23 protein-coding genes and 3 pseudogenes are annotated in these 26,196 nt (G+C 66.4%); 17 read left to right on the plus strand and 9 right to left on the minus strand.

Features of this window, described 5'->3' with window-relative positions; genetic code table 11:
* The 3 genes and pseudogenes from CVUC_RS02765 to CVUC_RS02775 all read right to left on the minus strand — a co-directional run.
* Positions 1–692 (minus strand): flagellin (locus CVUC_RS02765; RefSeq protein ID WP_101685784.1); only part of this gene is annotated, 692 nt, incomplete at its 3' end.
* Positions 693–1,010: 318 nt separating this feature from the next.
* Positions 1,011–1,127: pseudogene (locus tag CVUC_RS20765) on the minus strand (hypothetical protein); the annotation flags it as partial.
* 78 nt (positions 1,128–1,205) lie between these two features.
* Positions 1,206–2,027, minus strand: coding sequence for a flagellin (locus CVUC_RS02775; protein WP_010918677.1), 822 nt, complete (start codon positions 2,025–2,027; stop codon positions 1,206–1,208).
* Positions 2,028–2,198: 171 nt separating this feature from the next.
* Between CVUC_RS02775 and CVUC_RS02780 the strand changes: the two genes are divergently transcribed.
* On the plus strand, positions 2,199–2,333 hold the full coding sequence (locus CVUC_RS02780; RefSeq protein ID WP_101685786.1) for a hypothetical protein: 135 nt from the start codon (positions 2,199–2,201) through the stop codon (positions 2,331–2,333).
* A 132-nt stretch (positions 2,334–2,465) separates the two neighbouring features.
* On the opposite strand, the gene wrbA is transcribed toward CVUC_RS02780, so the two are convergent.
* The gene (gene wrbA, locus CVUC_RS02785; protein ID WP_096032612.1) at positions 2,466–3,065 is read right to left on the minus strand and encodes an NAD(P)H:quinone oxidoreductase; all 600 of its coding nucleotides are present in this window, start codon (positions 3,063–3,065) and stop codon (positions 2,466–2,468) included.
* Positions 3,066–3,203: 138 nt separating this feature from the next.
* Here wrbA and CVUC_RS02790 point away from each other — a divergent pair, with 138 nt between their 5' ends.
* Positions 3,204–4,103: a LysR family transcriptional regulator gene (locus CVUC_RS02790; protein ID WP_096032611.1), complete on the plus strand. Its 900-nt coding sequence runs from the start codon at positions 3,204–3,206 to the stop codon at positions 4,101–4,103.
* A gap of 126 nt (positions 4,104–4,229) precedes the next feature.
* Here the strand turns inward: CVUC_RS02790 and CVUC_RS02795 are convergent, their stop codons facing one another.
* The 4 genes from CVUC_RS02795 to CVUC_RS02810 all read right to left on the minus strand — a co-directional run bounded on the left by CVUC_RS02795 (position 4,230) and on the right by CVUC_RS02810 (position 13,606).
* Positions 4,230–7,181 carry a TIM-barrel domain-containing protein gene (locus CVUC_RS02795; RefSeq protein WP_096032610.1) on the minus strand — a complete coding sequence of 984 codons (2,952 nt, stop codon included), beginning with the start codon at positions 7,179–7,181 and terminating at the stop codon, positions 4,230–4,232.
* Positions 7,082–8,731, minus strand: coding sequence for a beta-galactosidase (locus CVUC_RS02800; protein ID WP_096032609.1), 1,650 nt, complete (start codon positions 8,729–8,731; stop codon positions 7,082–7,084). The genes CVUC_RS02795 and CVUC_RS02800 overlap by 100 nt, the downstream gene beginning before the upstream one ends.
* Before the next feature lie 306 nt (positions 8,732–9,037).
* Positions 9,038–10,552: a tryptophan halogenase family protein gene (locus CVUC_RS02805; protein WP_096032608.1), complete on the minus strand. Its 1,515-nt coding sequence runs from the start codon at positions 10,550–10,552 to the stop codon at positions 9,038–9,040.
* Between the two features lie 126 nt (positions 10,553–10,678).
* Positions 10,679–13,606, minus strand: coding sequence for a TonB-dependent receptor (locus CVUC_RS02810; protein WP_096032607.1), 2,928 nt, complete (start codon positions 13,604–13,606; stop codon positions 10,679–10,681).
* Between the two features lie 336 nt (positions 13,607–13,942).
* On the opposite strand from CVUC_RS02810, the gene CVUC_RS02815 reads away from it, so the two are divergent.
* The 15 genes and pseudogenes from CVUC_RS02815 to CVUC_RS02880 all read left to right on the plus strand — a co-directional run bounded on the left by CVUC_RS02815 (position 13,943) and on the right by CVUC_RS02880 (position 26,072).
* Positions 13,943–14,863, plus strand: coding sequence for a 2-dehydro-3-deoxygalactonokinase (locus CVUC_RS02815; protein WP_096032606.1), 921 nt, complete (start codon positions 13,943–13,945; stop codon positions 14,861–14,863).
* Positions 14,860–15,468 carry a 2-dehydro-3-deoxy-6-phosphogalactonate aldolase gene (locus tag CVUC_RS02820; protein WP_096032605.1) on the plus strand — a complete coding sequence of 203 codons (609 nt, stop codon included), beginning with the start codon at positions 14,860–14,862 and terminating at the stop codon, positions 15,466–15,468. Before CVUC_RS02815 ends, CVUC_RS02820 begins: the two co-directional genes overlap by 4 nt.
* Positions 15,469–15,630: 162 nt before the next feature.
* The gene (locus CVUC_RS02825) at positions 15,631–16,359 is read left to right on the plus strand and encodes a FadR/GntR family transcriptional regulator (protein ID WP_010918668.1); all 729 of its coding nucleotides are present in this window, start codon (positions 15,631–15,633) and stop codon (positions 16,357–16,359) included.
* Positions 16,360–16,440: 81 nt separating this feature from the next.
* Positions 16,441–17,244 (plus strand): helix-turn-helix domain-containing protein, encoded by an 804-nt coding sequence (locus tag CVUC_RS20770; RefSeq protein ID WP_164468270.1) that lies wholly within the window; start codon positions 16,441–16,443, stop codon positions 17,242–17,244.
* 135 nt (positions 17,245–17,379) lie between these two features.
* Positions 17,380–17,724 carry a hypothetical protein gene (locus CVUC_RS02835; protein WP_024265624.1) on the plus strand — a complete coding sequence of 115 codons (345 nt, stop codon included), beginning with the start codon at positions 17,380–17,382 and terminating at the stop codon, positions 17,722–17,724.
* A 71-nt stretch (positions 17,725–17,795) separates the two neighbouring features.
* On the plus strand, positions 17,796–18,245 hold the full coding sequence (locus CVUC_RS02840; RefSeq protein ID WP_096032603.1) for a hypothetical protein: 450 nt from the start codon (positions 17,796–17,798) through the stop codon (positions 18,243–18,245).
* A gap of 44 nt (positions 18,246–18,289) precedes the next feature.
* Entirely contained in the window at positions 18,290–19,462 is a 1,173-nt protein-coding gene (locus tag CVUC_RS02845) for an acetyl-CoA C-acetyltransferase (protein ID WP_096032602.1), read from the plus strand.
* 144 nt (positions 19,463–19,606) lie between these two features.
* Entirely contained in the window at positions 19,607–20,239 is a 633-nt protein-coding gene (locus CVUC_RS02850) for a glutathione S-transferase family protein (protein WP_205685768.1), read from the plus strand.
* A 159-nt stretch (positions 20,240–20,398) separates the two neighbouring features.
* Positions 20,399–21,727, plus strand: coding sequence for a PQQ-dependent sugar dehydrogenase (locus tag CVUC_RS02855; RefSeq protein ID WP_096032601.1), 1,329 nt, complete (start codon positions 20,399–20,401; stop codon positions 21,725–21,727).
* Positions 21,728–21,881: 154 nt separating this feature from the next.
* On the plus strand, positions 21,882–22,283 hold the full coding sequence (locus CVUC_RS02860; protein ID WP_096032600.1) for a hypothetical protein: 402 nt from the start codon (positions 21,882–21,884) through the stop codon (positions 22,281–22,283).
* Positions 22,284–22,321: 38 nt separating this feature from the next.
* On the plus strand, positions 22,322–22,441 hold the full coding sequence (locus CVUC_RS02865; RefSeq protein WP_096032599.1) for a hypothetical protein: 120 nt from the start codon (positions 22,322–22,324) through the stop codon (positions 22,439–22,441).
* Between the two features lie 80 nt (positions 22,442–22,521).
* Positions 22,522–22,599, plus strand: a pseudogene (locus tag CVUC_RS20235) (hypothetical protein); the annotation flags it as partial.
* The gene (locus tag CVUC_RS02870) at positions 22,596–24,047 is read left to right on the plus strand and encodes a carotenoid oxygenase family protein (RefSeq protein WP_096032598.1); all 1,452 of its coding nucleotides are present in this window, start codon (positions 22,596–22,598) and stop codon (positions 24,045–24,047) included. The pseudogene CVUC_RS20235 and the gene CVUC_RS02870, both read left to right, overlap by 4 nt.
* A gap of 98 nt (positions 24,048–24,145) precedes the next feature.
* On the plus strand, positions 24,146–24,469 hold the full coding sequence (locus tag CVUC_RS02875; RefSeq protein WP_096032597.1) for a hypothetical protein: 324 nt from the start codon (positions 24,146–24,148) through the stop codon (positions 24,467–24,469).
* A gap of 226 nt (positions 24,470–24,695) precedes the next feature.
* Positions 24,696–26,072 carry a flavin-containing monooxygenase gene (locus CVUC_RS02880; protein ID WP_096032596.1) on the plus strand — a complete coding sequence of 459 codons (1,377 nt, stop codon included), beginning with the start codon at positions 24,696–24,698 and terminating at the stop codon, positions 26,070–26,072.
* On the opposite strand, the pseudogene CVUC_RS20240 reads toward CVUC_RS02880, so the two are convergent.
* A pseudogene (locus CVUC_RS20240) lies at positions 26,071–26,189 on the minus strand (hypothetical protein); the annotation flags it as partial. The gene CVUC_RS02880 and the pseudogene CVUC_RS20240 sit on opposite strands and share 2 nt — an antisense overlap.
* Positions 26,190–26,196 lie beyond the last annotated feature (7 nt).

Consider the following 26,196-nt stretch of genomic DNA (forward strand, 5'->3'; position numbering starts at 1 on the left):
TTGCCCACGCCGGCGTCCAGGCTGTCCTGCAGCTTGCCGACGAAGGTCAGGTGAGTGTCCAGACCCGTCGAGCTGGTGCCCAGCGAGGCCAGCTTGTTGGTCGCCGTCTGCAGCGCCGTGTCGATGGTGCCGATCATCGTCTTGGCGGCGGCGGCGGTGGTGAAGGTCGAACTCGCGGTCAGGCCCAGGCCGGTCAGGGTCAGGGTCTTGGCGGTGACGGTGAAGCCCGAACCGTCCGAGTTGGCCAGGAAGGTCAGCTTGGCGGTCGAACCATTGGCGATGCTGACGCCGTTGAACTTGGCGTTCGAAGCAGCCTTCGTGATCTGGTCACGCAGCGAATCGAAGTCCGACTTCAGGGCGTTGAACGAGGCGGTGTTCAGCGAGGTGTCGGAAGCGGCCAGGGCCTTTTCCTTCATCTTGCCGAGCAGGTCGGTGATGGTGTCGCCGGCGGCGAGCGCGACGTCGATCGTCGACTGGCCGCGTTGCAGCGAGTCCTTCACGGCGTTCATGCTGTTGGCGGTGGCCGACTGGTTCTTGGCGGTCGCCCAGATGGCGCCGTTGTCCTTGGCGCTACCGATCTTCTTGCCGGTATTGATACGCTGTTGAACCTGGGTCAGCTCGGCGTTCGTCGAGTTCAGGTTTTGCAGGGCGATGAGCGCGCCCGAGTTCGTGTTGATGCTGTTCAGCGCCATAACGAAACGCTTCCTTTGGAGGTTGCCGGTGTCGTTTTGACGACCGGTGGGCGTTTTGCCCACCGCACCAGTACCTAAACGCTCTTTCTATAGTTTTCACAAGAATAGTATAGACGACATTCATCAAGTACAGACATGAACAACCTAGATTTTAACGATAATATATGTTTACCTTGCAGGCGCGCTTAAACTTACGAGTTTTCAAAGAGCGCTAGAGCAGAAGCGCGCGCGAACAGCCCAGAATGGCTCACAGAACCTGCCCGGCATGAGCCATAGAAAAAGGCTGAATTCACATTGGATGTGGACGCGTTGTGGCGACCGCCCTCGCCCTTCGACAAGCTCAGGGTGAGGACGACTATTGGCCTCGGTTCGCACAAAATCCTCATCCTGAGCTTGTCGAAGGACGAGGATTTCCAACCGCGTGAGCGCCCACACTCAACGCGAATACAGCCATAGAAAAAGGGCGGATCCGAAGATCCGCCCTTCTCGACGACGAACGCGTCGAAGTCCGGCTTAGCGGAACAGGCTCAGGATCGACGACGAAGACTGGTTCGCGATCGACAGCGCCTGGACGCCCAGCTGCTGCTTGGTTTGCAGCGACTGCAGCTTGGCGCTTTCCTTGGCGAGGTCAGCATCCACCAGGTTGCCCACACCGGCGTCCAGGCTGTCTTGCAGCTTGCCGACGAAGGTCAGGTGAGTGTCCAGACCCGTCGAGCTGGTGCCCAGCGAGGCCAGCTTGTTGGTGGCCGTCTGCAGCGCCGTGTCGATGGTGCCGATCATGGTCTTGGCGGCGGCCGCCGTCGTGAAGCTGGAGGTCGCCGTCAGGCCCAGGCCGCCGAGGGTCAGGGTCTTGGCGGTGACGGTGAAGGCCGAACCATCCGAGTTGGCCAGGAAGCTCAGCTTGGTGGTCGTGCCGTCCGCGATGCTGACGCCGTTGAACTTGGCGTTCGAAGCGGCCTTCGTGATCTGGTCACGCAGCGAATCGAAGTCCGACTTCAGGGCGTTGAACGAAGCGGTGTTCAGCGAGGTGTCGGAAGCGGCCAGGGCCTTTTCCTTCATCTTGCCGAGCAGGTCGGTGATGGTGTCGCCGGCGGCGAGCGCGACGTCGATCGTCGACTGGCCGCGTTGCAGCGAGTCCTTCACGGCGTTCATGCTGCCGGCGGTGGCCGACTGGTTCTTGGCGGTCGCCCAGATGGCGCCGTTGTCCTTGGCGCTACCGATCTTCTTGCCGGTGTTGATACGCTGTTGAACCTGGGTCAGCTCGGCGTTCGTCGAGTTCAGGTTTTGCAGGGCGATCAGAGCGCCCGAGTTCGTGTTGATGCTGTTCAGCGCCATAACGAAACAACTCCTATTCGAGGTGTTCCGACGTCATTTTGACTGTCGGTGGGCATTTTGCCCACAAGCAGTATCCCGCAACGAGCTTTCCACTTCGTTGAGGAAAAACTGAAACAGAATTAAGAATTGAAGCTATTTTGTTAATCGTGAAACGAACATCAATGAATAGAGATGCTCTCGACGCGAGCCGACTTGTCTCAAAATGGCAGACTCTGCGGCGCGCCAATGATTCAGCAGAACACCCTCTCGGCGCTAACAGCACCTATGCTCGACAGGAACAGAGTCATTTCGCGCTCCGCGACCTGAGACCGTCGCGCGCGGAGCCCGCCCTTTTTCATAGAGAAAGGGCCGACCGGCTCCCTGGGAGGGGAAGGAGCCGGCCAGCCCTATCGCCGGTCAGTCAATGGGGGGGAGGCTGAGTGACCGGCGAGCGCCGGATCAGCCGTGCAGCTTGATGGAGGTTTCAGCGATCTTGCGGCCCTGATAGCGGGCGCCGGTCAGTTCGTTCTCGCTGGGCTGACGCGAGCCGTCGCCGCCGGCGATGGTGGTGGCGCCGTAGGGGCTGCCGCCGGTGATCTCATCGAGGGTCATCTGGCCGGCGTGACCATAGTCGAGGCCGACGATCGTGGTGCCGAAGTGCAGCAGGTTGGTGATGATCGAGAACAGCGTCGTCTCCTGGCCGCCGTGCTGGGTGGCGGTCGAGGTGAAGGCGCCGGCCACCTTGCCGTGCAGCGCGCCGCGCGCCCACAGGCCGCCGGCCGCGTCGAAGAAGGCCGCCATCTGCGAGGCCATCCGGCCAAAGCGGGTCGGCGCGCCGACGATGATCGCGTCATAGTCGGCCAGGTCCTCGACCTTGGCGACCGGAGCGTCCTGGTCGAGTTTGAAGTGCGCGCCCTTGGCGATTTCGAGCGGCACGGTTTCGGGAACGCGCTTGATGTCGACGCTGGCGCCGGCTTCGCGCGCGCCCTCGGCGATGGCCTTGGCCATGACTTCAAGGTGGCCGTAGGACGAATAGTAGAGAACCAGAACCTTGGCCATGAGGGCCTCCCTTGGGTTTGAACGATGGGCGAGACGAAACGTCCCGGCGTTGGCGAAGGTTTTGCGCCGGAACATCCTTGCGAAACAGCCGAATAAAATCGTCTATTATGTTCGATAAATTCGAACGATGAGGCGGTCTTGAACGAACCCGGCGCGCCGACCCTGGACCAGTTGAACGTTCTGCTCGCCGTGGTGGAGACCGGCGGCTTTGCGTCAGCCGCGCGACGGCTGAACCGCGCCAACTCAGTGATCAGCTACGCGATCGCCAATCTGGAGGCGCAGCTGGGCCTGGTCTTGTTCGATCGTGACGCGGCCAAGCGGCCGGTGCTGACCGAGGCCGGCAAGGTGGTGGTGGCCCAGGCGCGGGTGATCGCCGGCGACGTGGCCAACCTGCGGGCCAAGGCCAAGGGCCTGACCCGGGGCCTGGAGGCCGAGGTCAATCTGGTGCTGGACGTGATGCTGCCCACCGCCCGCGTGGTCGACGCCTTGCGGGCCTTCCGCGAAACCTTCCCGACCGTGACCCTGCGCCTGCATGTCGAAGGCCTGGGGGCGGTGACCCAGATGGTGCTGGACCGCGCCGCGACCCTGGGCGTGGCGGGGCCGCTGGAGGTCGTCCATGGCGGCGACGAGCTGGACTATATCGCCGTCGGCTCGACCAGGTTGATCCCGGTCGCGGCGCCCGACCATCCGCTGGCGAAAGGCGCCAATCCGCCGGGCGCGGGACGCAGCCACACCCAGCTGGTGCTCACCGACCGCTCACGCCTGACGCAAGGCCGCGACTTCGCCGTGGCCAGCGCCCACACCTGGCGGCTGGCCGACCTTGGGGCCAAGCATCTGTTGCTGAAGGAGGGCTTTGGCTGGGGCAACATGCCCGAGCCCATGGTCCGCGACGACCTCGCCGCCGGCCGCCTCACGCGCCTGGACATGCCGGACCTGAAGGAGGCGATCTATCCGCTGCACGCGGTCTATCGCACCGATACGCCGCCGGGACCGGCGACGGCGTTCCTGATCGAACGGTTTCGGGGACAGGCGGGGTGAGCCCTCTCCCCTTGCGGGAGAGGGTGGCCCGCGCAGCGGGTCGGGTGAGGGGTCGCGCGGCGACGCCGAGAAACCCCTCATCCGTCGCCTCCGGCGACACCTTCTCCCGCAAGGGGAGAAGGAACATCAGTGCTTCCGCGCCACGACCACCACCGGCTGACCGGCGTACTCGATCGTAGCGTCGCCCGCCGCGTCGAAGTCGGTCGGCTTGGCGCCCGCGCCGATAAAGCGGATCTTGAACACCCGCTTGTCCTGCATGCCGTCGAACTTGCCCGAGCGCGCGCCGATCACGACCCGACCCGTAGCGTCGTCATAGCTGATCGGGATGCGGCTGTAGGCCCCGCGCTGATAGGCCGTCGACAGGCCGTCATCCTCGTAGAGCTCGTACTTGCCGTCCTGGCCCGCATAGATCACCAGGGTGATCGGCAGGTTGGGCTTCTCGCCGACATACTGTTGGACCTCGGTGGTCGGCACGATCGCGCCGGCCTTCACGAACAGCGGCATGCGGTTCAGCGGCGCGGCGGCCTGGATCGTCTGGCCGCCGGCATAGGCCTTGCCGGTCTCAAAGTCGTACCAGGTGGTTCCGGCCGGCAGATAGACCGCGCGCGAACGGGCCTTGAACTGGGTGACCGGGGCCACCAGGAACGCGGGACCATATAGGTACTGGTCGTCGATGTTGCGGACCTTCAGGTCGTTGGGGAAGTCCATCACCAGGCCGCGCATCATGCTGCCGTCGCGGTGATAGGTCTCGCCCGCCAGGGTCAAGGTGTAGGGCATCAGCCGGTAGCGGAGCTTGTTGTACCAGACGAGCGACTCGTAGGCCGGCGTCCCTTCATCGGCGAGGTTCCAGATCTCGCGGAACGGCTCTTCGCCGTGGCTGCGGAACAGCGGGCTGAAGGCGCCGAACTGGAACCAGCGCAGGTTCAGCTCCTGCCATTCGGGCCAGTGCTGGGCCTCCTTGCGCAGGTAGCGATCCTCGACCGAGAAGCCGCCGATGTCGGTGGTCCAGTTGGGCACGCCCGACATGGACAGGTTCACCCCGGCCGAGATCTGGTCGCGGAAGTCGTCCCAGCGCGCCACCACGTCGCCGCTCCACAGCGCCACGCCGTTGCGCTGGATGCCGCCGAAGCCCGAGCGCGACAGGATGAAGCTGCGCTTGTTCGGATCCAGCTCGCGCTCGCCCTCGAACACGCCGGTCGTGTGGACCAGCGGGTAGGAGTTGAAGAACTCCGCGCCCGGCCCCATCGCGGTCGGTCCCATGCGCAGGGTGCGCTCGGCGACATCGACGTTGGAGTGCAGGTCAGGCTCGTCGGCGTCCATCCACCAGGCGTCGACGCCCAGGCCCTTCAGGTTGTCCTTGACCTGACGCCAGTAGATGTCCCGCGCTTCCTTGGCGTACGGGTCGTAGAACGAGTTCAGATAACCCGGCCCCACCCAGTCCAGAGCGCCCTGCTCGATATTGCGCTTGTACATGAAGCCCTTGGCGTCGAGCTCCTTGAAGTTGTCGGTGGTCGGATAGAACTTCGGCCAGATCGAGATCATGAAGCGGGCGTTCATGCCGTGAACGTCCTGCAGCATCTTCTTCGGGTCGGGGAAGCGGGTCTCGTCGAACTTGTGAGTGCCCCAGCTGTCGTCTTTCCAGTAGCGCCAGTCGAGCACGATGTTGTCGAGCGGCACGTTGCGCTTGCGGTACTCCTTGACGACGCCGACCAGCTGGTCCTGCGTCTCGTAGCGCTGGCGGCTCTGCCAGAAGCCATAGGCCCAGCGCGGCATGGCCTGGGCCTTGCCGGTCAGGTCGCGATAACCGCTGATCACCTGATCCAGGTTCTCGCCGGCCACGAAATAGTAGTCGACCGCGTGGGCCACGTCCGAGGTCAGGGTCAGCGACTTCTGCTCGGCCGCCGGGATCGGGTTGTTGTGCAGAAGGGCGATATAGCCGTCGTTGGGCTCCCACTCGACCTTCACCTTGTGGCGGCTTCCCGCCTTCATCGGCGCGGTGAAGTTGTGGAACCACGGGTTCCAGTTCTGGCGCCAACGGTCGATCTTCAGTTGGCCGTCGATCCACAGCTTGGCGTAGCTGGACGAGTACAGCTGGAACTTCTGCTGGCCGCCGACCTGGCCCTCGACCGAACCTTCCCACACGACCTTGGCGCCGCGCAGCGGCTTCTTGTCGGGCCCGGTCAGCTCCGCCGGCCACTTGGGCAGGTCCTCCAGATACTGGTAGTCGATGTCCTGCTCGACGCGGGTCAGCTTCAGCTCGCCATTGATGTAGTACTTGGCCGTGAAGCCGCCCGGCTTGCCGCTGGCGTCGAAGATCTTCAGGTCGCGCGAGGCCAGGGCGTAGGGCGTGGGGTCGCCGAAGCGGGTGATGCCGTTATTGTCCCACAGCAGGCCGTAGTTGCGGGTGGACAGCACGAACGGCAGCGCGATGGCGCGGTTATACTGGGCCAGCTCGACGTCCTGGCCGTTGTAGTTCATCTGGCCGTTCTGGTGCTGACCCAGGCCATAGAAGCCTTCGTCCGTATTCGGATTAAAGCGCTGGCTGATGGCGTAGAAGCCCTTGCCGTCGAGGGTCAGCGGCTTGAAGTTCGACCGCGACTGCTCGGTCAGCACGGTCTTGCCGGCCGCGTCCTTGAACGACACCGCGCCGGTGGCCAAGGTCACTTCGGCCGTCGCCTTGCCGGCCTTGAGCACGACCTTGCCGCCGACCTGCTCGACGGTGAAGCCGCTGGTCTTGGGGGCCGCGATCACCTGCAGGCTGGGCGGGACGCTGATCGTGTCGGTCGGCGAGGCGGTGACGCGGATGGCCCGGTCGCTCATCACCTGCAGACGGACCTTCTTGGCCGGGCCATTGGCGGGCGTGATGACCACGCCGTCGGCGGTTTTCTCAAAGCCTCCATCCAGGGCCAGGGCCGAGGTCGAGGCCAGGAGGGCCAGCCCGAAGGCTGAGAGGGCAAGAATACGCATGGCTGTTCCCGTCAGTAGGTGGCGAGCTTGACCCGCAGGATCTGCGAGCCGCCGGTGAAGTTGAGGCCGTAGTCGGTCTGGTCGCCGTTCCACAGACGGTCGAAGACCCACTGGCCGTTCTCGAAATGGCCTTCCTCGACGCGCGCCATCATCATCGGCTTGCCGTCGGCCTTGGCGCGGCCGAACTCGACGCGGACATTGCGGCCGGTGACCAGGAATTCGTTGGGCGAAAGCTGGGCGACGAGGCCGCCGCCCTCGGGGCCTTGTGGGCCGGGCGGGCGATCCTTCAGCCAGGTCCAGTCCGAGGCGCCGAACTGCCACTTGCCGTAGCGCAGGCTGACGGTCCAGTCGCCCATGGTCGTCGTTTGCGCGGCGCGGTCATCAGGCTCGGCGCCGCCCCAGACCTTGCCCTCGAAGGACAGTCTGGCCAGCTCGCGAGCCATCGGCGCCAGCAGGCGATAGTTGGCGGCGAAGACCTCGATCAAGGCCTCGTCGACCTTGGCCGCGCCCAGCGGGTAGTTGCCATAGCCGGTATAGTCCATGCCGAACGGCGACCAGCCGATGCCCTGCTTGCCCAGGGTGGAGAACACATAGCGGGCATAGGCCGGATCGTTGCCGGTCTCGGCGACGAACAGGGCGTTGTTTGGCCGGGCGTAGTGCTTGAGCACCGCCTCGTACTTGACCGACTCCTTCATGTAGATGTCGGGCGCGATCAGGTCGATCGACGGGGCGGCGGCCTGCCAGACGCCGATGACGTTGTCGGTCGGCCCGCCGGCTGAATAGGTCTTGGGATCGCCCGGCTTGATCGGATCGCGCAGGGCGGCGTTGACGTACATCGGCAGCGGATAGACCGCCTTGCCGGCGGCGGCGACCTGGTCGACGAAGCGGCCGATATGCCAGGCGTGGAAGAACTCGTCGGCGTCCTTGCCGAAGGCCTGGGACCAGGTTCCCGGCTTGGCCCCGACCGCCTTGACCAGAGTGGCGGGCGCGGGACCGTTGAAGACCTTCTGGGCGGCGGGACCAAAGTCGCGCACCGAGCCATAGGTGCCGGTCTCGTTCTCGACCTGGACCATGATCACGGTCTTCTGCACCGCGTCCTTGGCCTTCAGATGGGTCATCAGGGCGACGAAGGCCTTGCGGTCGGCGTCCAGGGTCGACTTCGCCAGCGGCGACATCGAATAGGAGCGCTCGCCGTCGTCCTTGATCAGCCGGGGAAAACGCTTGTCGTCCAGCTTGACCCACTCGGGCGCATAGGACGGCGAGGAGTTCTTCCAGGTGCCGAACCACAGAAGAACCAGGCGCACCTTGCGCTCGCGCGCCTGCTCCAACAGCAGGTCGAGATAGGAAAAGTCGAACTGGCCCTCGACCGGTTCGATCTGCTCCCAGGCGATCGGGACCTGCACGGTGTTGGCGCCGACCTTCTCGATGGCCGGCCAGACCTTGGCCATCTGCGAGGGCCAGGCGGACGAGTTGTTGACCTGAGCGGCCAGCATCAGGAACGGCGCGCCGTCGACCATCAGGGCGTGTCGGCCGTCCTTGGTCACCAGCTGCGGCATGGCGGCGTCGGCCGCATGGGCTCCACTGGCCAGAGGGCCGCCGACCAGCGCCAAGGCCAATCCGACCGCCGTCGCGAAGCGTGACATCCCCATCGCCTCCTCCACTCATGGTGCGCTCTACTTGGTAGCGCTACCAGCTATTGATGGACGATCGCCGGGCTCTGGAGCGACGGCAAGTCCGGGTTTGCTCACCGGTCAAAAAAATCCGCGCACCGTCGCAGGTGACGATGCGCGGGGGAGGACGTCGCGCGACCTCGGGGAGAGGCGCCGCGCGAAGCGCTCGAAGGCCGGTGAGGCCCTCCTCGCGCCACCGAACCGGTAAATGGCCCCGATCCGGCAGTGACCGAAACTATAATCATATAATTCAGACCAGCAAGCGGATTTGATAGCGTTGTCAGCAGACGCGTGACCTCAGCCCAGGGCTTCGGCCTTGCAGGTCGCCGCGATGAAGGCCTCGTGCGTGGGCAGGCGCGCGACCAGATTGGCGTTGGTCTGGCCGATCCGGCGGACGGCGGCGACCACCTCGTCATAGGCCGGCGCGTCGGCCAGACGGTCATAGTCCCTGGGCTCGATCCCCTGCCCCAGGAACACCGCCAGCCAGCTGGGCTCGGCGAACAGCTGCTCGTCGAAGCGGGCGATCTTGGCGCGGTTGCGGAACAGCTCGATCTTGTGGGTCAGGCTGTCGGGGATGGCCATGGTGCGGCAGTGGTTCCACAGCGGCGCGTCGTCCCGCTCGGTGGCGCAATAGTGCAGGATGATGAAGTCGCGGATCTGCTCGTATTCGATCTGGGTCAGGCGATTGTACTCGGCCTCGGCGGCGGGGTCGTAGCCGCCCAGCGGCAGCAGCGACAAAAGGCGCATGGCGCCGCTCTGGACCAGGTGGATGCTGGTCGACTCCAGCGGCTCCATGAAGCCGCCGGCCAGGCCCAGGGCCACGACGTTCTTGCTCCAGCTCTTCTTGCGGCGGCCGGCCGTGAAGCGCAGCGGACGCGGATCGGCCAACGGCTTGCCGTCCAGATTGGCCAGCAGGGTCGCGGCGGCCTCGTCGTCGCTGATGTGGGCGCTGCAATAGACATAGCCGTTGCCCGTGCGGTGCTGCAGCGGGATCCGCCATTGCCAGCCGGCCGCATGGGCGGTCGAGCGCGTATAGGGCGTCAGGGGCGCGGCGTTCTCGCACGGCACGGCCAGGGCGCGGTCGCAGGGCAGCCAGTGCGACCAGTCCTCGAAGCCCGCCTGCAGCGCCTCCTCGATCAGCAGCCCCCGGAAACCCGAGCAGTCGATGAAGAAGTCGCCCTCGACCCGGCGGCCGTCGCTGAGCGTCAGGCCCGAGACGAAACCGTCCTCGGGACGCAGCTCGACCTTGGCGATCTTGCCCTCGGTGCGCTGGACGCCCCGCGCCTCGGCGTAGGCGCGCAGGTAACGGGCGTAGAGACCCGCATCGAAGTGATAGGCGTAGCCCAGGCCCGGCACCCCCGGCGGCAGGTCCTTGGGCGGAACCGCGAACTTGCCCGCCTTGGCCGCCACCGTGGCCAGGGCGTAGGAATCAAGCTCGCCGCCCTCGCCATTGGCCCGCAGCCGCATCCAGTAGTTATGGAAGCTGACCCCCTCGATCGACTGACCGTAGGGCCCGAAAGGGTGGAAGTATTCGTGGCCCTGGCGCCCCCAGTTGCGGAACTGGATGCCCAGCTTGAACGTCGCCTGGGTCTTGCGGATGAAATCGAACTCGTCGATCCCCAGGATGCTGTTCAGGAACTGGATCGGCGGGATCGTCGCCTCGCCGACGCCGACCGTGCCGATCTCGTCGGACTCGACCAGCTCCACCTGCGCCAGCTTGCCCTTGAGGGCATGGATCAGGGTCGCCGCGGCGATCCAGCCCGACGTGCCGCCGCCGACCACAACGAACTTGCGATAAGGTTTTCCGTCCACGCGACGCCTCGAACTTCGGTTAGGTCGAGACGCTAGCCCTGCGCCCCGAAAACAAGAAGGCCCCCGCCGCGTCCATCCAGGCGGACGGGGCGACGGGGGCCGACGTTGATCAAACCTTACGAAACCTTAGAAGGTGCCGCGCAGAACGATCGAGTAGCGGCGGTCGGCCACCACCCAGTTGGTGTCGGTCAGGCCGATGGCCTTGTTGCCCGGATAGCTGACCAGCACCTTGGTCTTGGTGTTGGTCAGATTCACCGCCTGGAAGCCGACCTTCAGGTTGTCGTCGATCGTGTAGAAGATCGAGCCGTCCAACTGACCATAGTCATCAAACCAGGCCGGGATGTTCTTGTTGGCGGCCGAGGTCGTCTGCAGGAAGCGTTCACGCCAGTTGTAGGCGAGACGCGCGGAGACCTTGCCCAGGTCGTACAGGGCCGCGACGTTGTAGCTGGTCTTCGACAGACCTTCGAGCGGCAGGTCGTCGCGCGCGCCGCCCACCAGGCTCGACACCTGGCTGGAGTCGTAGGGGTTGGAGGCGGCGTTGCGGGCGCCCTCGCTGTCGACATAGGTGAAGTTGGCTTGCGTGCCGAGGCCCTTGAGCGCGCCCGGCAGGAAGCTGAAGTACTGCTGATAAGCGACTTCGAAGCCTTTGATCGTGCCGTGGCCGGCGTTGTACGGCTGGGTCACCAGAACGTCGCGGGTCACGCCGTTGTTGGTGAACTTCACCGTGTTCACGCCGTTGGTCACGAAGTTGTAGATGTCCTTGTAGAACACCGTCGCCGTCAGGCTACCGGTCGAGGCGAAGTACCACTCGTAGGCCAGGTCATACTGGGTCGAGCGGGTCGGCTTCAGCTCGGGGTTACCGCCCGTGGCGGTATACTGAAAGACGCAGTTGCTCTGCGCGCCGTCCGGAATGGAGGTCGAGCAGACCGAGCCGTTCAGATAGCCGTTGGTCGCGCCAATCGAGAAGAACGGCTGCAACTGACCAAAGTCCGGACGGACGATCGACTTGGCCGCCGCGAAGCGCAGGAACATCTGCGGCGTGATCTTCAGGCGGGCGTTCAGGCTGGGCAGGACGCTGACATAGTCGCGGCCGCCGGTCAGGTCCCGCCTGGCGCCGTTGCCAAAGGCCAGCTCAGCTGCGGGCACGGTGGGCGTATTGTTCCGGGAGAACAACTGCAGGCCCTTGCCCTCGCTCTCGGTCTTGACGACGCGCAGGCCGATATTGCCGTCGATCTCGCGCCCTTCGCCCCACAACGACACCTCGTTGCCGAAACGCAGCAGGGCGTAGGCCGCCAGGGTCTTTTCCTTCTGGCGGTTGACGCCGCCGCCGCTGCCGCCGGCGGTCAGGCTGTCGTAGTCGCCGTTGAAGGTTCCCCACCAGCCGCCGTTGGCGGCAGCCAGCTTGGCCACCAGGGCGCCGCCGGCGGCGTAGTTCTGGACCAGGGACGCAGTCGGCAGGATGAACGTGGCCGGCAGGTTGGTCGCGCCGCGGAAGTAGTTCGTGAACGGATAGAGCTCGTAGTAGCCCTGATAGGACGCCAGGTTGTTGATCGACGGCGCCGACCAGCTGGGCGCGACGGCGCCCCAGTTATAGGTCGTCTCGCGGGTGGTGGACTCGCGATAGGTGTTGCGCACGCCGAAGCGGAACGAGCGCAGCCAGCCGCCTTCGTCGAAGGTGTAGGCGCCGTCGAAGCGCTGGGCCCACTCGCTGGCGTCGTTGCGGTCATGGTGATCCATGGCCGCGCTCAGATAGTAGCTGGCGGGGTTCGACGTGTAGGCCTTGTTGTTGTTCATGGTGATCGCCGGCAGGTCGCCGGTCAGGTCCAGCGTGGCCGGAGCCGCGTCGGAACCCAGCGCGTTGAACACCGTGAAATCGACGGTCTTGGTCTTGGCGTAGATGTACTGAATGTCCGCCGAGAACGCCCACTTGTCGTTCGGATTGTAGTTGACCTTCAGCGCGTAGTCCGAGGTCACCGAGCTGCGGTCGGCGAAGCGGGTGTCGAGGGTCGACGAACCCAGGCTGTTTCCGCCCGGCGACTGGGCCAGCGTGCCCTTCAGGAAATGGCCCGCCGAGTCATAGGTGAACGTCGTGCCGGCGGCCGGACCGTTGCTCGAACCCGGGTTGAAGCCCACGGCGCGCTCGGTCGAGGCTTGCGAGGCCGACGACCGCAGGAAGGTCAGAGCCGCGTCCCACTGATCGTTCGGACGCCATTGCACGGCGGCGCCGATACCCTTGCGTACACGCTCGAAGTCCAGGCTGCGGTAGCCGAAGCCGCCGGGAACATAAACCGTCCTGCCGGGGACGAGATCGGTGCGGGCGAAGTACGGATCGACCGAGATCGTGTCCGTGCGGCTGGCCAGTTCCGACTCCGACAGGCTGACTAGGAAGCCCAGCTCGCCGATATTGGTGTCCCAGCGGTCGCTGTAGAGCGCCGAACCGGTCGGCTTCCACTTCTTGGACATGTCGCCGATGCTCATGTCGGCGGAGAAGGCCATGATGCGCTTGGCGCTGTCGAACGGCAGACGCGTGCGCAGGTTGACCGTGCCGCCGACGCCGCCTTCGACCAGATCGGCAGACGGGTTCTTGTAGACGTCCACGCCGGCCATCAGTTCGGGCGGGACATCTTCGAAGCTCAGGGAGCGGCCGCTCTTGGCCGAGAAGCTGTCACGGCCGTTCAGTTCGCCGCGAACCCACGACAGGCCGCGAACCTGGACGCCCGAACCTTCGACCGAGATCCGGTCGACGTCACGGCCATACGAGGTGCGGGCGATGGTCACGCCGGCGACGCGCTGCAGGGCTTCAGTGACGGAGCGGTCCGGCAGGGCGCCGATGTCGGTCGAGGTGATCGAGTCGACCAGCTGCTCGGCGTTCTGCTTGATCTTCTGGGCCGACTGGATGGCCGCGCGTTGGCCGGTGACGACCACTTCTTCGACGGTCTGGTCGTCCTGCGCCGTCTGCTGCGCGAACACGACGCTCGGCGCGGCGAGGCACAGCACCAGCGCAGAAGCGCCGGCCAGCATGAGTTTCCGATGAGACGAATCAAGGCGCTGCATGGCCGTTCCCTTCCCCCTGTTCAGGAGCCGTCCCGGTCCGTTCTGCGGAGACCGGTTACGCGCGGCCCCTCGCCGCTGCTCAAGGCGGAACCTATAATCGTATAATTGATACCTTCAAGTCGAATTTGATAGCGCTATCATTTCTCGCACCACACGGCGCCGTTTTGGACACACCACCGCGTTGACACCGGTCGCTTCCTTGAAGAGGAACGAAAGCGTCTCCACCCCCGGCGCGCCGGGGCCCCGATTGTTGCCCCGCATATTGTACTATAAACGATCCCTGACGGACTTCCCGCTTGGCGCTTTCGCACGGGCCGTGAGACTGGAATCGGCCTGATGGACCAGAGCATCGTGATCGTCGGCGACTGGGGCGGCTCGCGGCTGCGCCTCTGGCTGCGCCAGGGCAAGAGCGTGATCCACCGGCGGGACGGCCCTGGCGTCACCGCTCTGACCGACAGCCCGGAAAAGACCTTCCTGGACCTGGTCGGCGACTGGCGCGAGGCCGGTCCCGACCATGCGATCCTGTGCGGCATGGTCGGATCCCGGATGGGCTGGACCGAGGCGCCCTACGCGCCCTGCCCCGCCACGACGGGCGAGATCGCCGCGCGCGCCGTGCGCATCGAAGCCGCCGGCCTGCCGGTGCGGATCGTTCCGGGCCTGTCTTGCGTGAACCCGCTGGGCGGACCCGATGTGATGCGCGGCGAGGAAACCCAGATCCTCGGCGCAATGTCGCTGGACGCGGCGCTGCGATCGGGCCGCCATCTCCTGGTGCTGCCCGGCACCCACAACAAGTGGGCCGTGGTCGAGGACGGCCAGATCACGACCTTCCTGACCGCCCCGATCGGCGAGACCTTCGCCCTGCTCAAGGCCCACTCCACCCTGGGCGCCGGCGGCGGCAGTCTGGCCGAGGGCTCGGCGGCGGGCTTCGCCCGTGGCCTGACGCGCATCGCCGAACAGGGCGCGGGGCGCCTGACGCACCTGATGTTCGAGACCCGCGCCCGCCAGCTTCTGGAAGCGATGACGCCCGCCGACGCCATGGGCTTCCTGTCGGGCCTGCTGATCGGCGCCGACGTCGCCGCCGCACGGGACTGGTTCGGTCCGATGGAGGCCGTGACCGTGATCGGCGACGGGCCGCTCGCCGCGCTCTATGTCCAGGCCCTGGCCGCCACCGGCGTCACCGCGTCCGCCGTGGACGGCGACGCTGCGGTGCTGGCGGGCCTTTCGATGATCACCAGACACCAGGACGCCTCGTCGTGAACCTCTCTCCCCTGCCCCCCATTGTGGCCATCCTGCGTGGGGTGAAGCCCGACGAGGTGGTCGATATCGCTGCGGCGCTGGTCGAGGCCGGCGTCGGCGCGATCGAGGTGCCGCTGAACTCCCCCGACCCGGTGGAGAGCATCCGCCGGCTATGCGACGCCTTCGGGGATAAAGCCCTGTGCGGCGCCGGCACGGTCCTGACGCCCGAAGCGGTGGACGCCGTGGCCGAGGCCGGCGGCCGGCTGATCGTCACCCCCAACACCGATCCCGCCGTGATCGCCCACGCGGTGGCGCGCGGCCTGACGGTCATGCCCGGCTTTGCGACGCCCACCGAGGCGTTTGCGGCCGTCAAGGCCGGCGCCCGCGCCCTGAAGCTGTTTCCGGCCGGGACCTTCGGCCCGGGACACATCAAGGCGGTCAAGGACGTGCTGCCCCGCGAGGTGGCGGTCTATGCCGTGGGCGGGGTCGGCGCGAGCAATCTCGACGCCTGGCGGGCCGTCGGCGTTGACGGGATCGGCGTCGGCGGCGAGCTCTATCGCCCAGGCGACCGCGCCGCCGACGTCGCCGAACGCGCCGCCCGGCTGGTGGCCGCCTGGAATGGCTGAGCCCTTTTCGCGGCGCCGGGCGGCCTTCGCCCCAAACACGCTTGCCGAACGCCACGGCGAGGGCTGTACTCACCGCAATCGTCCCGTTGCGGATGGAGCAAACCAAGCTACACAGCAGCGAGCGCCCTTTCGCTTCGCCGTCGCAGGAAAGAAGAGCCGCAGATGCGCACTCAGCCCGGCCTGAGTTTGACCTATGGCCTGGTCGAGCAGCTCGGTCAGGCCATCGTCACAGGCGAATACGCCAAGGGCGGCTTCCCGACCGAGGGGGAGCTGTCCAAGCAGTTCGGCGCCAGCCGCACCGTGACGCGCGAGGCGGTGAAGATGCTCACCGCCAAGGGCCTGCTGAGCGCCCGCCCCCGGCACGGCACCGTGGTGGAGCCCGAGGCCGAGTGGAACATGCTCGACCCCGACGTTCTGCGCTGGCTGCTGGAGCGCAAGTTCTCGCTGCGGCTGCTGGCCGACTTCACCGAGATGCGGATGGGTATCGAGCCCACCGCCGCCGCCCTGGCGGCGCGGCACGCCGACGAGGCGGGCCTGGAGGAAATCCGCAAGGGCCTGCGCCGGATGAAGGCCGCCGCCGAGGGCGAGGACGACCCCTTGTCGGCCGATATCGCGTTCCACATCGCGATCCTCAACGCGACCAAGAACCCGTTCTATCGCGAGCTGCACGAGCTGGTGAACACCGCCCTGCGGATCTCGATCCGCTTCACCAACCGCATCAAGGGCCGCACCGCGTCGATCCCCTCGCACGAGGATGTCTACAACGCGATCGCGGCGCGCGACTGCGAGCGGGCTGCGGCGGTGATGCGCGAGATCATCGTCGACGTGCTGGAGCTGATCCGCGCCGCCTCGCCCGCGACCGAGAGCGAGGCTGCGCGCCGCGAGGCGTAAGGCGCCCGGGCCGGACTTCATAGCCAAGGTTTAATGTTCCGGCGCCTTGCCGAACTGAAGCGTTCGCATAAGGTTCTCGGCATGGCAAAGGGCGAACCCACCCTGTCGGATCAGGTCGAGAACCTTGATCGCCTCACCGAGCGTGAGCGCGAATGCCTTCGCCTCGTCGACCGCCATATGAGCTCCAAGGAAATCGCGCGCGAGCTTGGCCTGTCCAAGCACACGGTCGACTGGCACCTGGACAAGGCTCGCCGTCGCCTGGGCGCGGTCGATCGCTACGATGCGGCGCGGCGGGTTTTCGCGCGCGCTCGTCAGGGGCTAGCCCCCCCTCCGATCGCGTCGGGGTCCGATCCGATCTGGCTAGGCGCTGAGGCTTTCGCACGCTCTGCTGAGGGCGTTGAGGAAGGAGCCTCCCATGACCCAGCAGACGCCACACACCGACCTGACGCCGCGCCAGAAGGACGCCATTGGCAGGGCGGCCCATCTGCGCCGAGAAGTGATGAGCTTTCAACAGGACTGGCCGCGCCTGAACTCGGCCGACCTGCTGCCGCCCATCACCTGGAGCGAGCTGGAGCGGCAGCTCAGCAGCCTGTCGGCGACGCCGGTTGGAGCGTCCATGGTTCACGACCTGGTGGCGGCCACCCGCAAGCAGGCCACGTTCAAACCCACCGAACTGCTGGTGCGGGAGATCCTGTGCATCGCCAGCGCGGTGATGGACGAGACATTCCCGCCGGACTCCTCCTCGTCGGACTCGGAGGCGGAAGACCTAACCATCTAAGTCTTCCCCTACGACTAGCCTTCATCGCGACCGTTATGATCGTGACCGCTTTGGCTTTCGGTTCGATCCTGGCAGGGCTCCACGCGCTCGAAGGTTTGTTCCCCTAGAGTCCTTTCCGATCTGATCGAACAAATCAGATCGGACCAAAGGGCCCTAATCAGCGTTCGCCCCGGGAGCTGGGCTTCACCCCGCACATGAACCCTTGCAACGCGCCGACATCGCTCGGCGCGAGGAGACAGCGCATGCTTAAGGAACGTCGCCTGGCGGCCGAGACCGTGGCCGAAGCTCTGTTCGCCGCCGAGAAGGCCATCGACGCGGCCATCACCCAGACCGCCGCCCTGGCGGGTCTGATGCCCGCCACCCGCCAGTCCGCCAACCTTTCGGCCGTCGTCGGCCAGGAGGCGCTGATGGGCGCGATCGAAACGATGCAGGCCCTGGCCCTGGCCCGCCAGAACATCGTGGCCACCCACAAGCAGCTGTCGATCGCCCAGCACGACATCGGCCTGGGCGCGGTGTCCTTCGGCACGGGCGGCGAGAAGCCCAAGGCGCCGCCGTCCGGTCGCCTGGCCGTGGTCGACGCGGCCTGAACCTCTGCGCTCCCCTCCGACACCGTCGGAGGGGAGTTGCAATTCCGCGCCCAGGGTTCAACCTGTCGGCGATGACCTTCGGCGCGCTCTACCAATGGGCCAATCTGGTGGCCCTGCTGCTCTCGACCGGCGTCGCCCTTTGGCGCGGACGCTGGCCGGAACGGGCGGCCGCCACCGCAATGATCCTGGCCTGGTCGGCCAGCGCGGTCCTGCACAACGCTGACCAGCTCCATGGCCCCCAGGGCCTGATTATGGCGGTCGACCTCGCCCTTTTTCTGGTGCTGCTGAGCATCGCGCTGAAATCGGATCGCTGGTGGCCGATGTGGGCCTGCGCGTTCCACGCACTTACGGTCGTGCTGGCCCTGGCCATGCTGGCCGACCCCAGGGTCTGGAGCCGCTCGGGCTTCATCGCCAGCGGCGTGTTCAGCTACCTGACCATGCTGTCCCTGTTCCTCGGCGCGCTGGGTCAGAAGCCCGGCGGCAAGCCGCCAGCGCCTGACGCCGCGTCACGGCTGACATAGTCTCTGGCGCCTGTTTTTCTCCCGCCAACCAAGAGGAGGAACTGATGGGCGAAGCCTATATCGTGGCGGCCGCGCGCACGGCCGGCGGGCGCAAGGGCGGACGGGTCTCGGGCTGGCATCCGGCCGATCTGGCGGGCGAGGTGCTGAACGCCCTGGTCGACCGCAGCGGCGCCGATCCGGCTCTGATTGAGGACGTGATCATGGGCTGCGTGGGCCAGGTGGGCGAGCAGGCCATCAACATCGCCCGCAACGCGGTGCTGGCGTCCAAGCTGCCCGAGAGCGTACCGGCCACCTCGGTCGACCGCCAGTGCGGCTCGTCCCAGCAGTCGATCCACTTCGCCGCCGCCACCGTGATGTCGGGCGCGATGGACATCGTCATCGCCGCCGGCGTCGAGAGCATGAGCCGCGTGCCGATGGGCCTGTCGTCGGCCCTGCCCTACAAGAACGGTTTTGGAACCTACAAGAGCCCCCGCATGGAGGAGCGCTATCCGGGGATCCAGTTCAGCCAGTTCGCCGGCGCCGAGATGCTGGCCAAGAAGTACGACCTGTCGCGCGAGCAGCTGGACGCCTTCGCTCTGGCCAGCCACCAGCGCGCCATGGCCGCGACCAAGGGCGGCAAGTTCGCCGCCGAGATCGTTCCGATTAAGGTGACCCTGCCCGACGGCTCGGTTGAGACCCACGACGCCGACGAGGGCATCCGCTGGGACGCCACGATGGAGTCGATCGGCGGCGTGAAGCTGCTCAGCGAAGACGGCCGCCTGACCGCCGCCACCTCCAGCCAGATCTGCGACGGCGCGGCCGGCGTGATGATCGTCAACGAGCGCGGCCTGAAGGCCCTGGGCGTCCAGCCCCTGGCCCGCATCCACCACATGACCGTCATCGGCCATGACCCGGTGATCATGCTGGAGGCCCCGATCCCGGCCACCCAGAAGGCGCTGGAGCGGGCCGGCATGAAGATCGACGACATCGACCTCTACGAGGTCAACGAGGCCTTCGCTTCGGTGCCGACCGCCTGGATGCAGGTGACCGGCGGCGATCCGGACAAGCTGAACGTCAACGGCGGCGCCATCGCCCTTGGGCACCCGCTGGGCGGCTCGGGCGCCAAGCTGATGACCACCCTGGTCCATGCCCTGAAGGACCGCGGCGCGCGCTATGGCCTGCAGACCATGTGCGAAGGCGGCGGCCTGGCGAACGTGACGATCGTCGAGCGGCTTTGATTTCCCCTTCTCCCCTTGCGGGAGAAGGTGTCATCCGCAGGATGACGGATGAGGGGTGGCTCCGGCGCCGCCGAGAAACCCCTCACCCGACCGCCTTCGGCGGCCACCCTCTCCCGCAAGGGGAGAGGGATTGGAGAAGCCCCCATGATCACCCTCTGGCACTGCCGTGACGCCCGCTCCTTCCGCCCGCTGTGGGCGCTGGAGGAGCTGGAGCTGCCCTACGACCTGAAGCTCCTGCCCTTCCCGCCGCGCTTCCTGGCGCGGGAATATCTGGACGAGAACCCGCTGGGCACCATCCCGCTGCTGGTCGACGGCGACACGCGGATGACCGAGTCCTCGGCGATGATCGAGTATCTGTCGATGCGCCACGGCGGCGGACACCTCTCGGTCCGTCCCGAGGAGCCGGGCTACGGCGCCTATCTGAACGGCCTGCTGTTTGGCGAGGCCACCCTGACCTTCCCCCAGACCCTGGTGCTGCGCTACACGCGGCTTGAGCCCGAAGAGCGCCGCCAGCCGCAGGTCGCGGCCGACTATGCGCGCTGGTTCCTGGCCCGGCTGCGGGGCGTTGAGACCCTTCTGGAGCGCGCGCCCTTCGTCGCCGCCGATCGCTTCACCGGCGCCGACATCTCGGTGGCCTATGCCCTGCTGCTGGCTCAGTCGCTGAAGCTGGACAGCGACTTCCCGCCGGCCGTGGCCGCCTACTGGGCCCGCATGCGCGAGCGGCCGGCCTTCCTGCGCGCCCAGGTCGCCCAGCAGGACGGGCCGCCCAGCGTTTAGCCGCCCCTACCCCCGCAAGGCCTGGGTCACGATCCGCGCGCAGGGAGCAGGACGGGCGAACAAGGGCCGGGACATCACCCCGGGCAACCCGTATCGTTCTGGCTGGGACCATAATCATGACCCTGCGCGTTGAACGCAGGCTGAAGGGGAGAAACGCCGATGCGTCGACAGGTTCGCGAAATCTTGATCATCGGCGCGGCGGCCTGCGCCCTCGCCGCCTGCGGCCAAAGCCCGGGCCAACAGAACACGACGGTCGGCTACGGTCCCAACCCGACCCTGCCAGAACCCAGCCGGACCCTGCTGCCGACGGTCAAGATCTCGGAGGTCGTCGGCTGGTCCAACGACGCCAAACCGCGCGCGCCGGCCGGCTTTGAGGTGCAGCCCTTCGCGACGGGGCTTGATCATCCGCGCTGGCTGCTGGTCCTGCCCAACGGCGACGTGCTGGTGGCCGAAAGCAACAAGCCCGCCCGCAAGGACAAGCCCAAGGGCCTGCGCGCCTTCGCCGAGTCGATGCTGATGAAGAAGGCCGGCGCGGGCGCGCCCAGCGCCGACCGGATCAGCCTGCTGCGCGACCAGGACGGCGACGGCATCGCCGACCTGAAGACCCCGTTCCTGGTCAATCTGCACTCGCCGTTCGGCATGGCCCTGATGGGCAGCACCCTCTACGTCGCCAACGCCGACGCCATCGTCGCCTTCCCCTACACCGAGGGCGCGACGACGATCTCCGCGGCGCCCCGCAAGATCGCCGACCTGCCCGGCGGGCCGCTCAATCACCACTGGACCAAAAACATCATCGCCAGCCCGGACGGGACCAAGCTCTACGCGGCCGTCGGCTCCAACAGCAATGTCGGCGAGAACGGCATGGAGAACGAGGTCGACCGCGCCGCGATCCTCGAGGTCGACCTGGCCACGGGCAAGAAGCGGGTGTTCGCCTCGGGCCTGCGCAACCCCGTGGGCCTGTCGTGGAACCCGGCCAATGGCCAGCTGTGGACCTCGGTCAATGAGCGCGACGAGCTGGGCAATGACCTGGTGCCCGACTACATGACCTCGGTCCGCGACGGGGGCTTCTATGGCTGGCCCTACAGCTATTTCGGCCAGACCCTCGACACGCGGATCAAGGACAAGGACCGTCGCCCTGACCTCGTCGCGCGCGCCATCGTCCCCGACTACGCCCTGGGCGCCCACACCGCCTCGCTGGGGCTGAGCTTCTATACCGGCGCCAGCTTCCCGGCCCGCTACAAGGACGGCGTGTTCGTCGGCCAGCACGGCTCGTGGAACCGCAATCCGCAGGCCGGCTACAAGGTGGTGTTCATCCCCTTCAGCGGCGGCAAGCCGGCGGGCGGGGTCGAGGACTTTCTGACGGGCTTCCTGAACGCGGAAGGCAAGGCTCAGGGACGGCCGGTGGGGGTGACGGTCGACAACGACGGCGCGCTGCTGGTGGCCGATGACGTCGGCGACGTGGTCTGGCGGGTCAGCGCGGGGCGGTAGGTTTAGCCTTGCGCCGTCATCCCGCGCTTGATGCGCGGGTAGGCGACGGAATGAAGTTCTGGTCTGGGTGGTGAGAAGACCTTCAGGACGATAGTTTAACCGGGAAGAGTAATGCTCTAGCCCCTTTTCAAGCTTACACCACCGAGGAACGGCGATGGCTGCGCCGGCACGCACGTACATTCGGTTCGTCTGCTATCAGACCGTAGAATCTCAGCGGCAGCGGCTCGGCCTCTTTCAAGCTCTGGATCATGCGCGTGAAAGCGACTTCGCGCCGTCATGGGCGCTGAAGGAGATTGGTGAGATCTATGGATGGTTCAAGAAGAACTTGGCAGTGCCCGGCCAGTTCTCGCGCGGGGGCTGGAAGGGTCGCGGTCAGCCAGGCCTGTCTTGGTTCAAGCCCGCAGCGACCGAGCATATTCGCCAGATGCACCGCCTAAAGCTGGCTCTCGAGGCCTGCGGCGTACACGTCGATCTTCTCACCACCCGGGATCCAGGCGAAATCATCTGGCAGGATCAGCACCAGTTGGTCGCGGAGCCAGGCGCACGCAAATTCTAATGGCCGCCTGCATCTGCAAAACCCGACCTCCCCGGCGAATGCCGGGGTCCAGATCGAACCCACTCACGCTTATCCTTTCAGCGCGGAGCCAGGGCGCGTCATCCCCAGACGTTCCGGATGAATCTGGGCCCCGGCATTCGCCGGGGAGGTCGGGATAGAAGGACGTTAAGCTGACTATCTGAACGTCCCCTCCGGGTCGGAAGCGAGCTCAAGCCACTCTCCAGAAACCAGACCCTTCCCCCCGCCCCAAAGGGAAACTTGCGTAACAAGACTGACTAGCCGTAAGCTCCGTTCAAACAGGAGGATCCGCCCATGAAAGTCGAACGCCTGCCGCCCGTGCGGACCTCGCTGGGGCCGACCAACCACCCGTACATGACCGGCCCGTGGACGCCGCAGCACGAGGAGGTCAACGCCTGGGACCTGGAGGTGCTGGAGGGCGCGATCCCGGCCGACCTGGACGGCGTCTATCTGCGCAACACCGAAAACCCGGTGCATGACCCGATCGGCCGCTACCACCCGTTCGACGGCGACGGCATGATCCACCAGATCGAGTTCAAGGGCGGCGCGGCGACCTATCGTAACCGCTTTGTCCGCACCCGCTGCTTCGAGGCCGAGCAGGAGGTCAATGAGGGCCTGTGGGGCGGCCTGATGGACGGCCCCGGCGTCTCCAAGCGTCCGGGCTTCGGCGCCCACGGGGCGTTGAAGGACAGCGCCAGCACTGACATCGTCGTCCATAACGGCGAGGCCATCGCCACCTTCTACCAGTGCGGCGAGGCCTATCGGCTGGATCCGCTGACCCTGGAAAACCTGGGCGTCGCCAGCTGGGCGCCGCTGGAGGGCGTCTCGGCCCACCCGAAGGTCGACGAGGCCACGGGCGAGCTGATGTTCTTCAACTACTCCAAGGCCTGGCCCTACATGCACTATGGCGTGGTGGGGCCGGACGGGAAGCGTAGGCTCTATCAGGGCGTGCCGCTGCCGGGGCCGCGCCTGCCGCACGACATGGCGTTCTCGTCCAAGTACGCGATCCTCAACGACCTGCCGGTGTTCTGGGACCAGGAGCTGATGGCCCGCGACATCCATGCGGTGCGCCTGCACAAGGGCATACCGAGCCGCTTTGCCCTGGTGCCGCGCGAGGGCGGCGAGCCGCGCTGGTTCGAGGCCGAGCCGACCTATGTTCTGCATTGGCTCAATGCGTATGAAGACGGCGACGAGGTGGTGCTGGACGGCTACTTCCAGGAAAAGCCGATCCCCCGCCCGCTGGAAGGCGCCCCCGACGGCCACGGCCACCTGATGGCCTATCTGGACGAGCACAGCTTCCTGCCCAAGCTGCACCGCTGGCGCTTCAACCTGAAGACCGGTGAGACGACCGAGAAGCACCTGGACGACCGGGTGCTGGAGTTCGGCATGTTCAATCAGAAATACGCCGGCAAGCCCTATCGCTACGCCTATTCCACCACCGCCAAGCCGGGCTGGTTCCTGTTCAACGGCTTCGTCAAGCACGACCTGGAAACCGGCGAGAGCTGGTCGATCGCCCTGCCCGAAGGCCGCTACGCCAGCGAGGCGCCGTTCGCGCCCAAGGTCGGCGCGGTCGACGAGGATGACGGCTATCTGGTCAGCTTCATCATCGACGAAAACAAGGGCGCGTCCGAGTGCCTGATCGTCGACGCCAAGCGCTTCGAGGTCGTCTGCCGCATCGCCCTGCCCCACAAGCTGAGCAGCGGCACCCACAGCGTCTGGGCGGGACGCGAGATGCTGCGGGGTTAGGCTCACCTGTCATCCCGGCTCGGCGCGCTTCGCGCTTGGCCGGGATGACAAGATTTATGGTTAATCGCCCCTTTACCCGGCGGGGCTAGGATTGCGCCATGCGCCGCGTCCTGCTCGCCCTGCTGGTCCTGACGACAGCCGCGCCGGCCCTGGCCGGTCAGGCGAGGATTCCCACCGCGCCCAAGCCCAAGCCCGCCGCCGTGGCCCAGACGCCGATCGCCACGCCGAGCTTCGTCCTGCCCGCGCCGATCCCGCTGGCCGTGGGACGTCCCGGCGGCGATGTCACCCAGTGCAAGGCCACCTGCGCGCGGACGCTCTATTTCTGTCATTCCGCCGGTGACGACGACAGCTGCGGCGGCCGCTGGGCCCAGTGCAACGCCGCCTGCACGGCGACGTACTCGCCGGCGCGGGTTGGGCGGTAGGGCGAAAGCGCCCCCTCCGTCTCGTCGCTTCGCGCCGAGCCACCTCCCCCGCTTCGCAAGGGAGGAAGACATGTTTCCCCTCCTGCCCCGCTCGCGGGGGAGGTGGCGCGCGGCGAAAGCCGCGTGACGGAGGGGGCGCTACCCACGCCCCTTCCGCAACGGCCGCTTGCCGCATCGCATAACGCTGATACGCTCACCTGAACAACGATAAGTCAGAGGGCGGGACATGACGGGCAAGCTCCCAAAAGCATGCGTCATCGGCGCGGGTTGCAGCGGCTTCACCACCATCAAGCGGCTGAAGGACTACGGGATCCCGTACGACTGCTTTGAGATGTCCGACGAGGTCGGGGGCAACTGGTACTACAAGAACCCCAACGGCCTATCGGCCTGCTACGAGAGCCTGCATATCGATACCAGCAAGTGGCGGCTGGCCTTCGAGGACTTCCCCGTGCCGAAGGACTGGCCGGACTTTCCGCATCACGCGCAGCTCTTCCAGTACTTCAAGGACTATGTCGATCACTTCGGCCTGCGCCCGACCATCACCTTCAACACCAAGGTCGAGAGCGCCAAACGCACCGCCGAGGGCCTGTGGGCGGTGACGCTGTCGAGCGGCGAGACGCGGCTCTATGACGTGCTGTTCGTCTGCAACGGCCACCACTGGGACCCGCGCGTGCCGGAGTATCCGGGCGAGTTCGACGGCCCGGCCTTCCACGCCCACGCCTATTGCGACCCGTTCGATCCCGTCGACATGCGCGGCAAGAACGTCGTGGTGGTGGGCATGGGCAACTCGGCCATGGACATCGCCAGCGAGCTCTCCCAGCGGCCGATCGCGAAAAATCTCTGGGTCTCGGCCCGGCGCGGGGTCTGGGTGTTCCCCAAATACCTGAACGGCAAGCCGGCCGATAAGACCGCCCTGCCCGCCTGGATGCCGCGCAAGCTGGGCGTGGCCCTCTCCCGCTCGGTGCTGAAAAAGACCATCGGCCGGATGGAAGACTACGGCCTGCCCAAGCCCGACCATGAGCCGCTGGAGGCCCATCCGTCCGTCTCCGGCGAGTTCCTGACCCGCGCCGGCTGCGGCGACATCAAGTTCAAGCCGGCGATCAAGGCGCTGGAGGGCAAGCGCGTGCGGTTCGCCGACGACAGCGTCGAGGACGTCGACGCCATCGTCTTCGCCACCGGTTACAAGATCAGCTTCCCGTTCTTCGACGACCCGGCCCTGCTGCCCGACGCCGATCACCGCCTGCCGCTGTTCAAGCGGATGATGAAGCCGGAAGTCTCCAACCTCTTCTATATGGGCCTGGCCCAGCCGCTGCCCACCCTGGTGAACTTCGCCGAGCAGCAGGCCAAGCTGGCGGCGGCCTATCTGGCCGGGAAGTACGCGCTCCCGGCTCCCGCCGAGATGGCCCGCATCACCGCCAAGGACGAGCACCGCCACACCGGCCACTTCTATGACTCGGCCCGCCACACCATCCAGGTGGATTTCAACGTCTATTGCGCCGACCTGAAGAAGGAGATCGCCAAGGGCGAGGCCCGGGCGCGGAACGCGGGCGGGAAGCTGCCGGTGGCGGCGCGGGCGGAGGGTCAGGCCTTGGCCGCCGAATAAAAAAGGTGTCATCCCGGAAGCGCGCGGCGCTATCCGGGACCCAGGGGCCGGCGACATTGCGGTTGCCCCTGGGTCCCGGCTCTCCGCTACGCTGCGGCCGGGATGACACGCTGAAAGATTGACC

The sequence above is a fragment of the Caulobacter vibrioides genome (assembly GCF_002858865.1).
GTDB lineage: Bacteria > Pseudomonadota > Alphaproteobacteria > Caulobacterales > Caulobacteraceae > Caulobacter > Caulobacter vibrioides.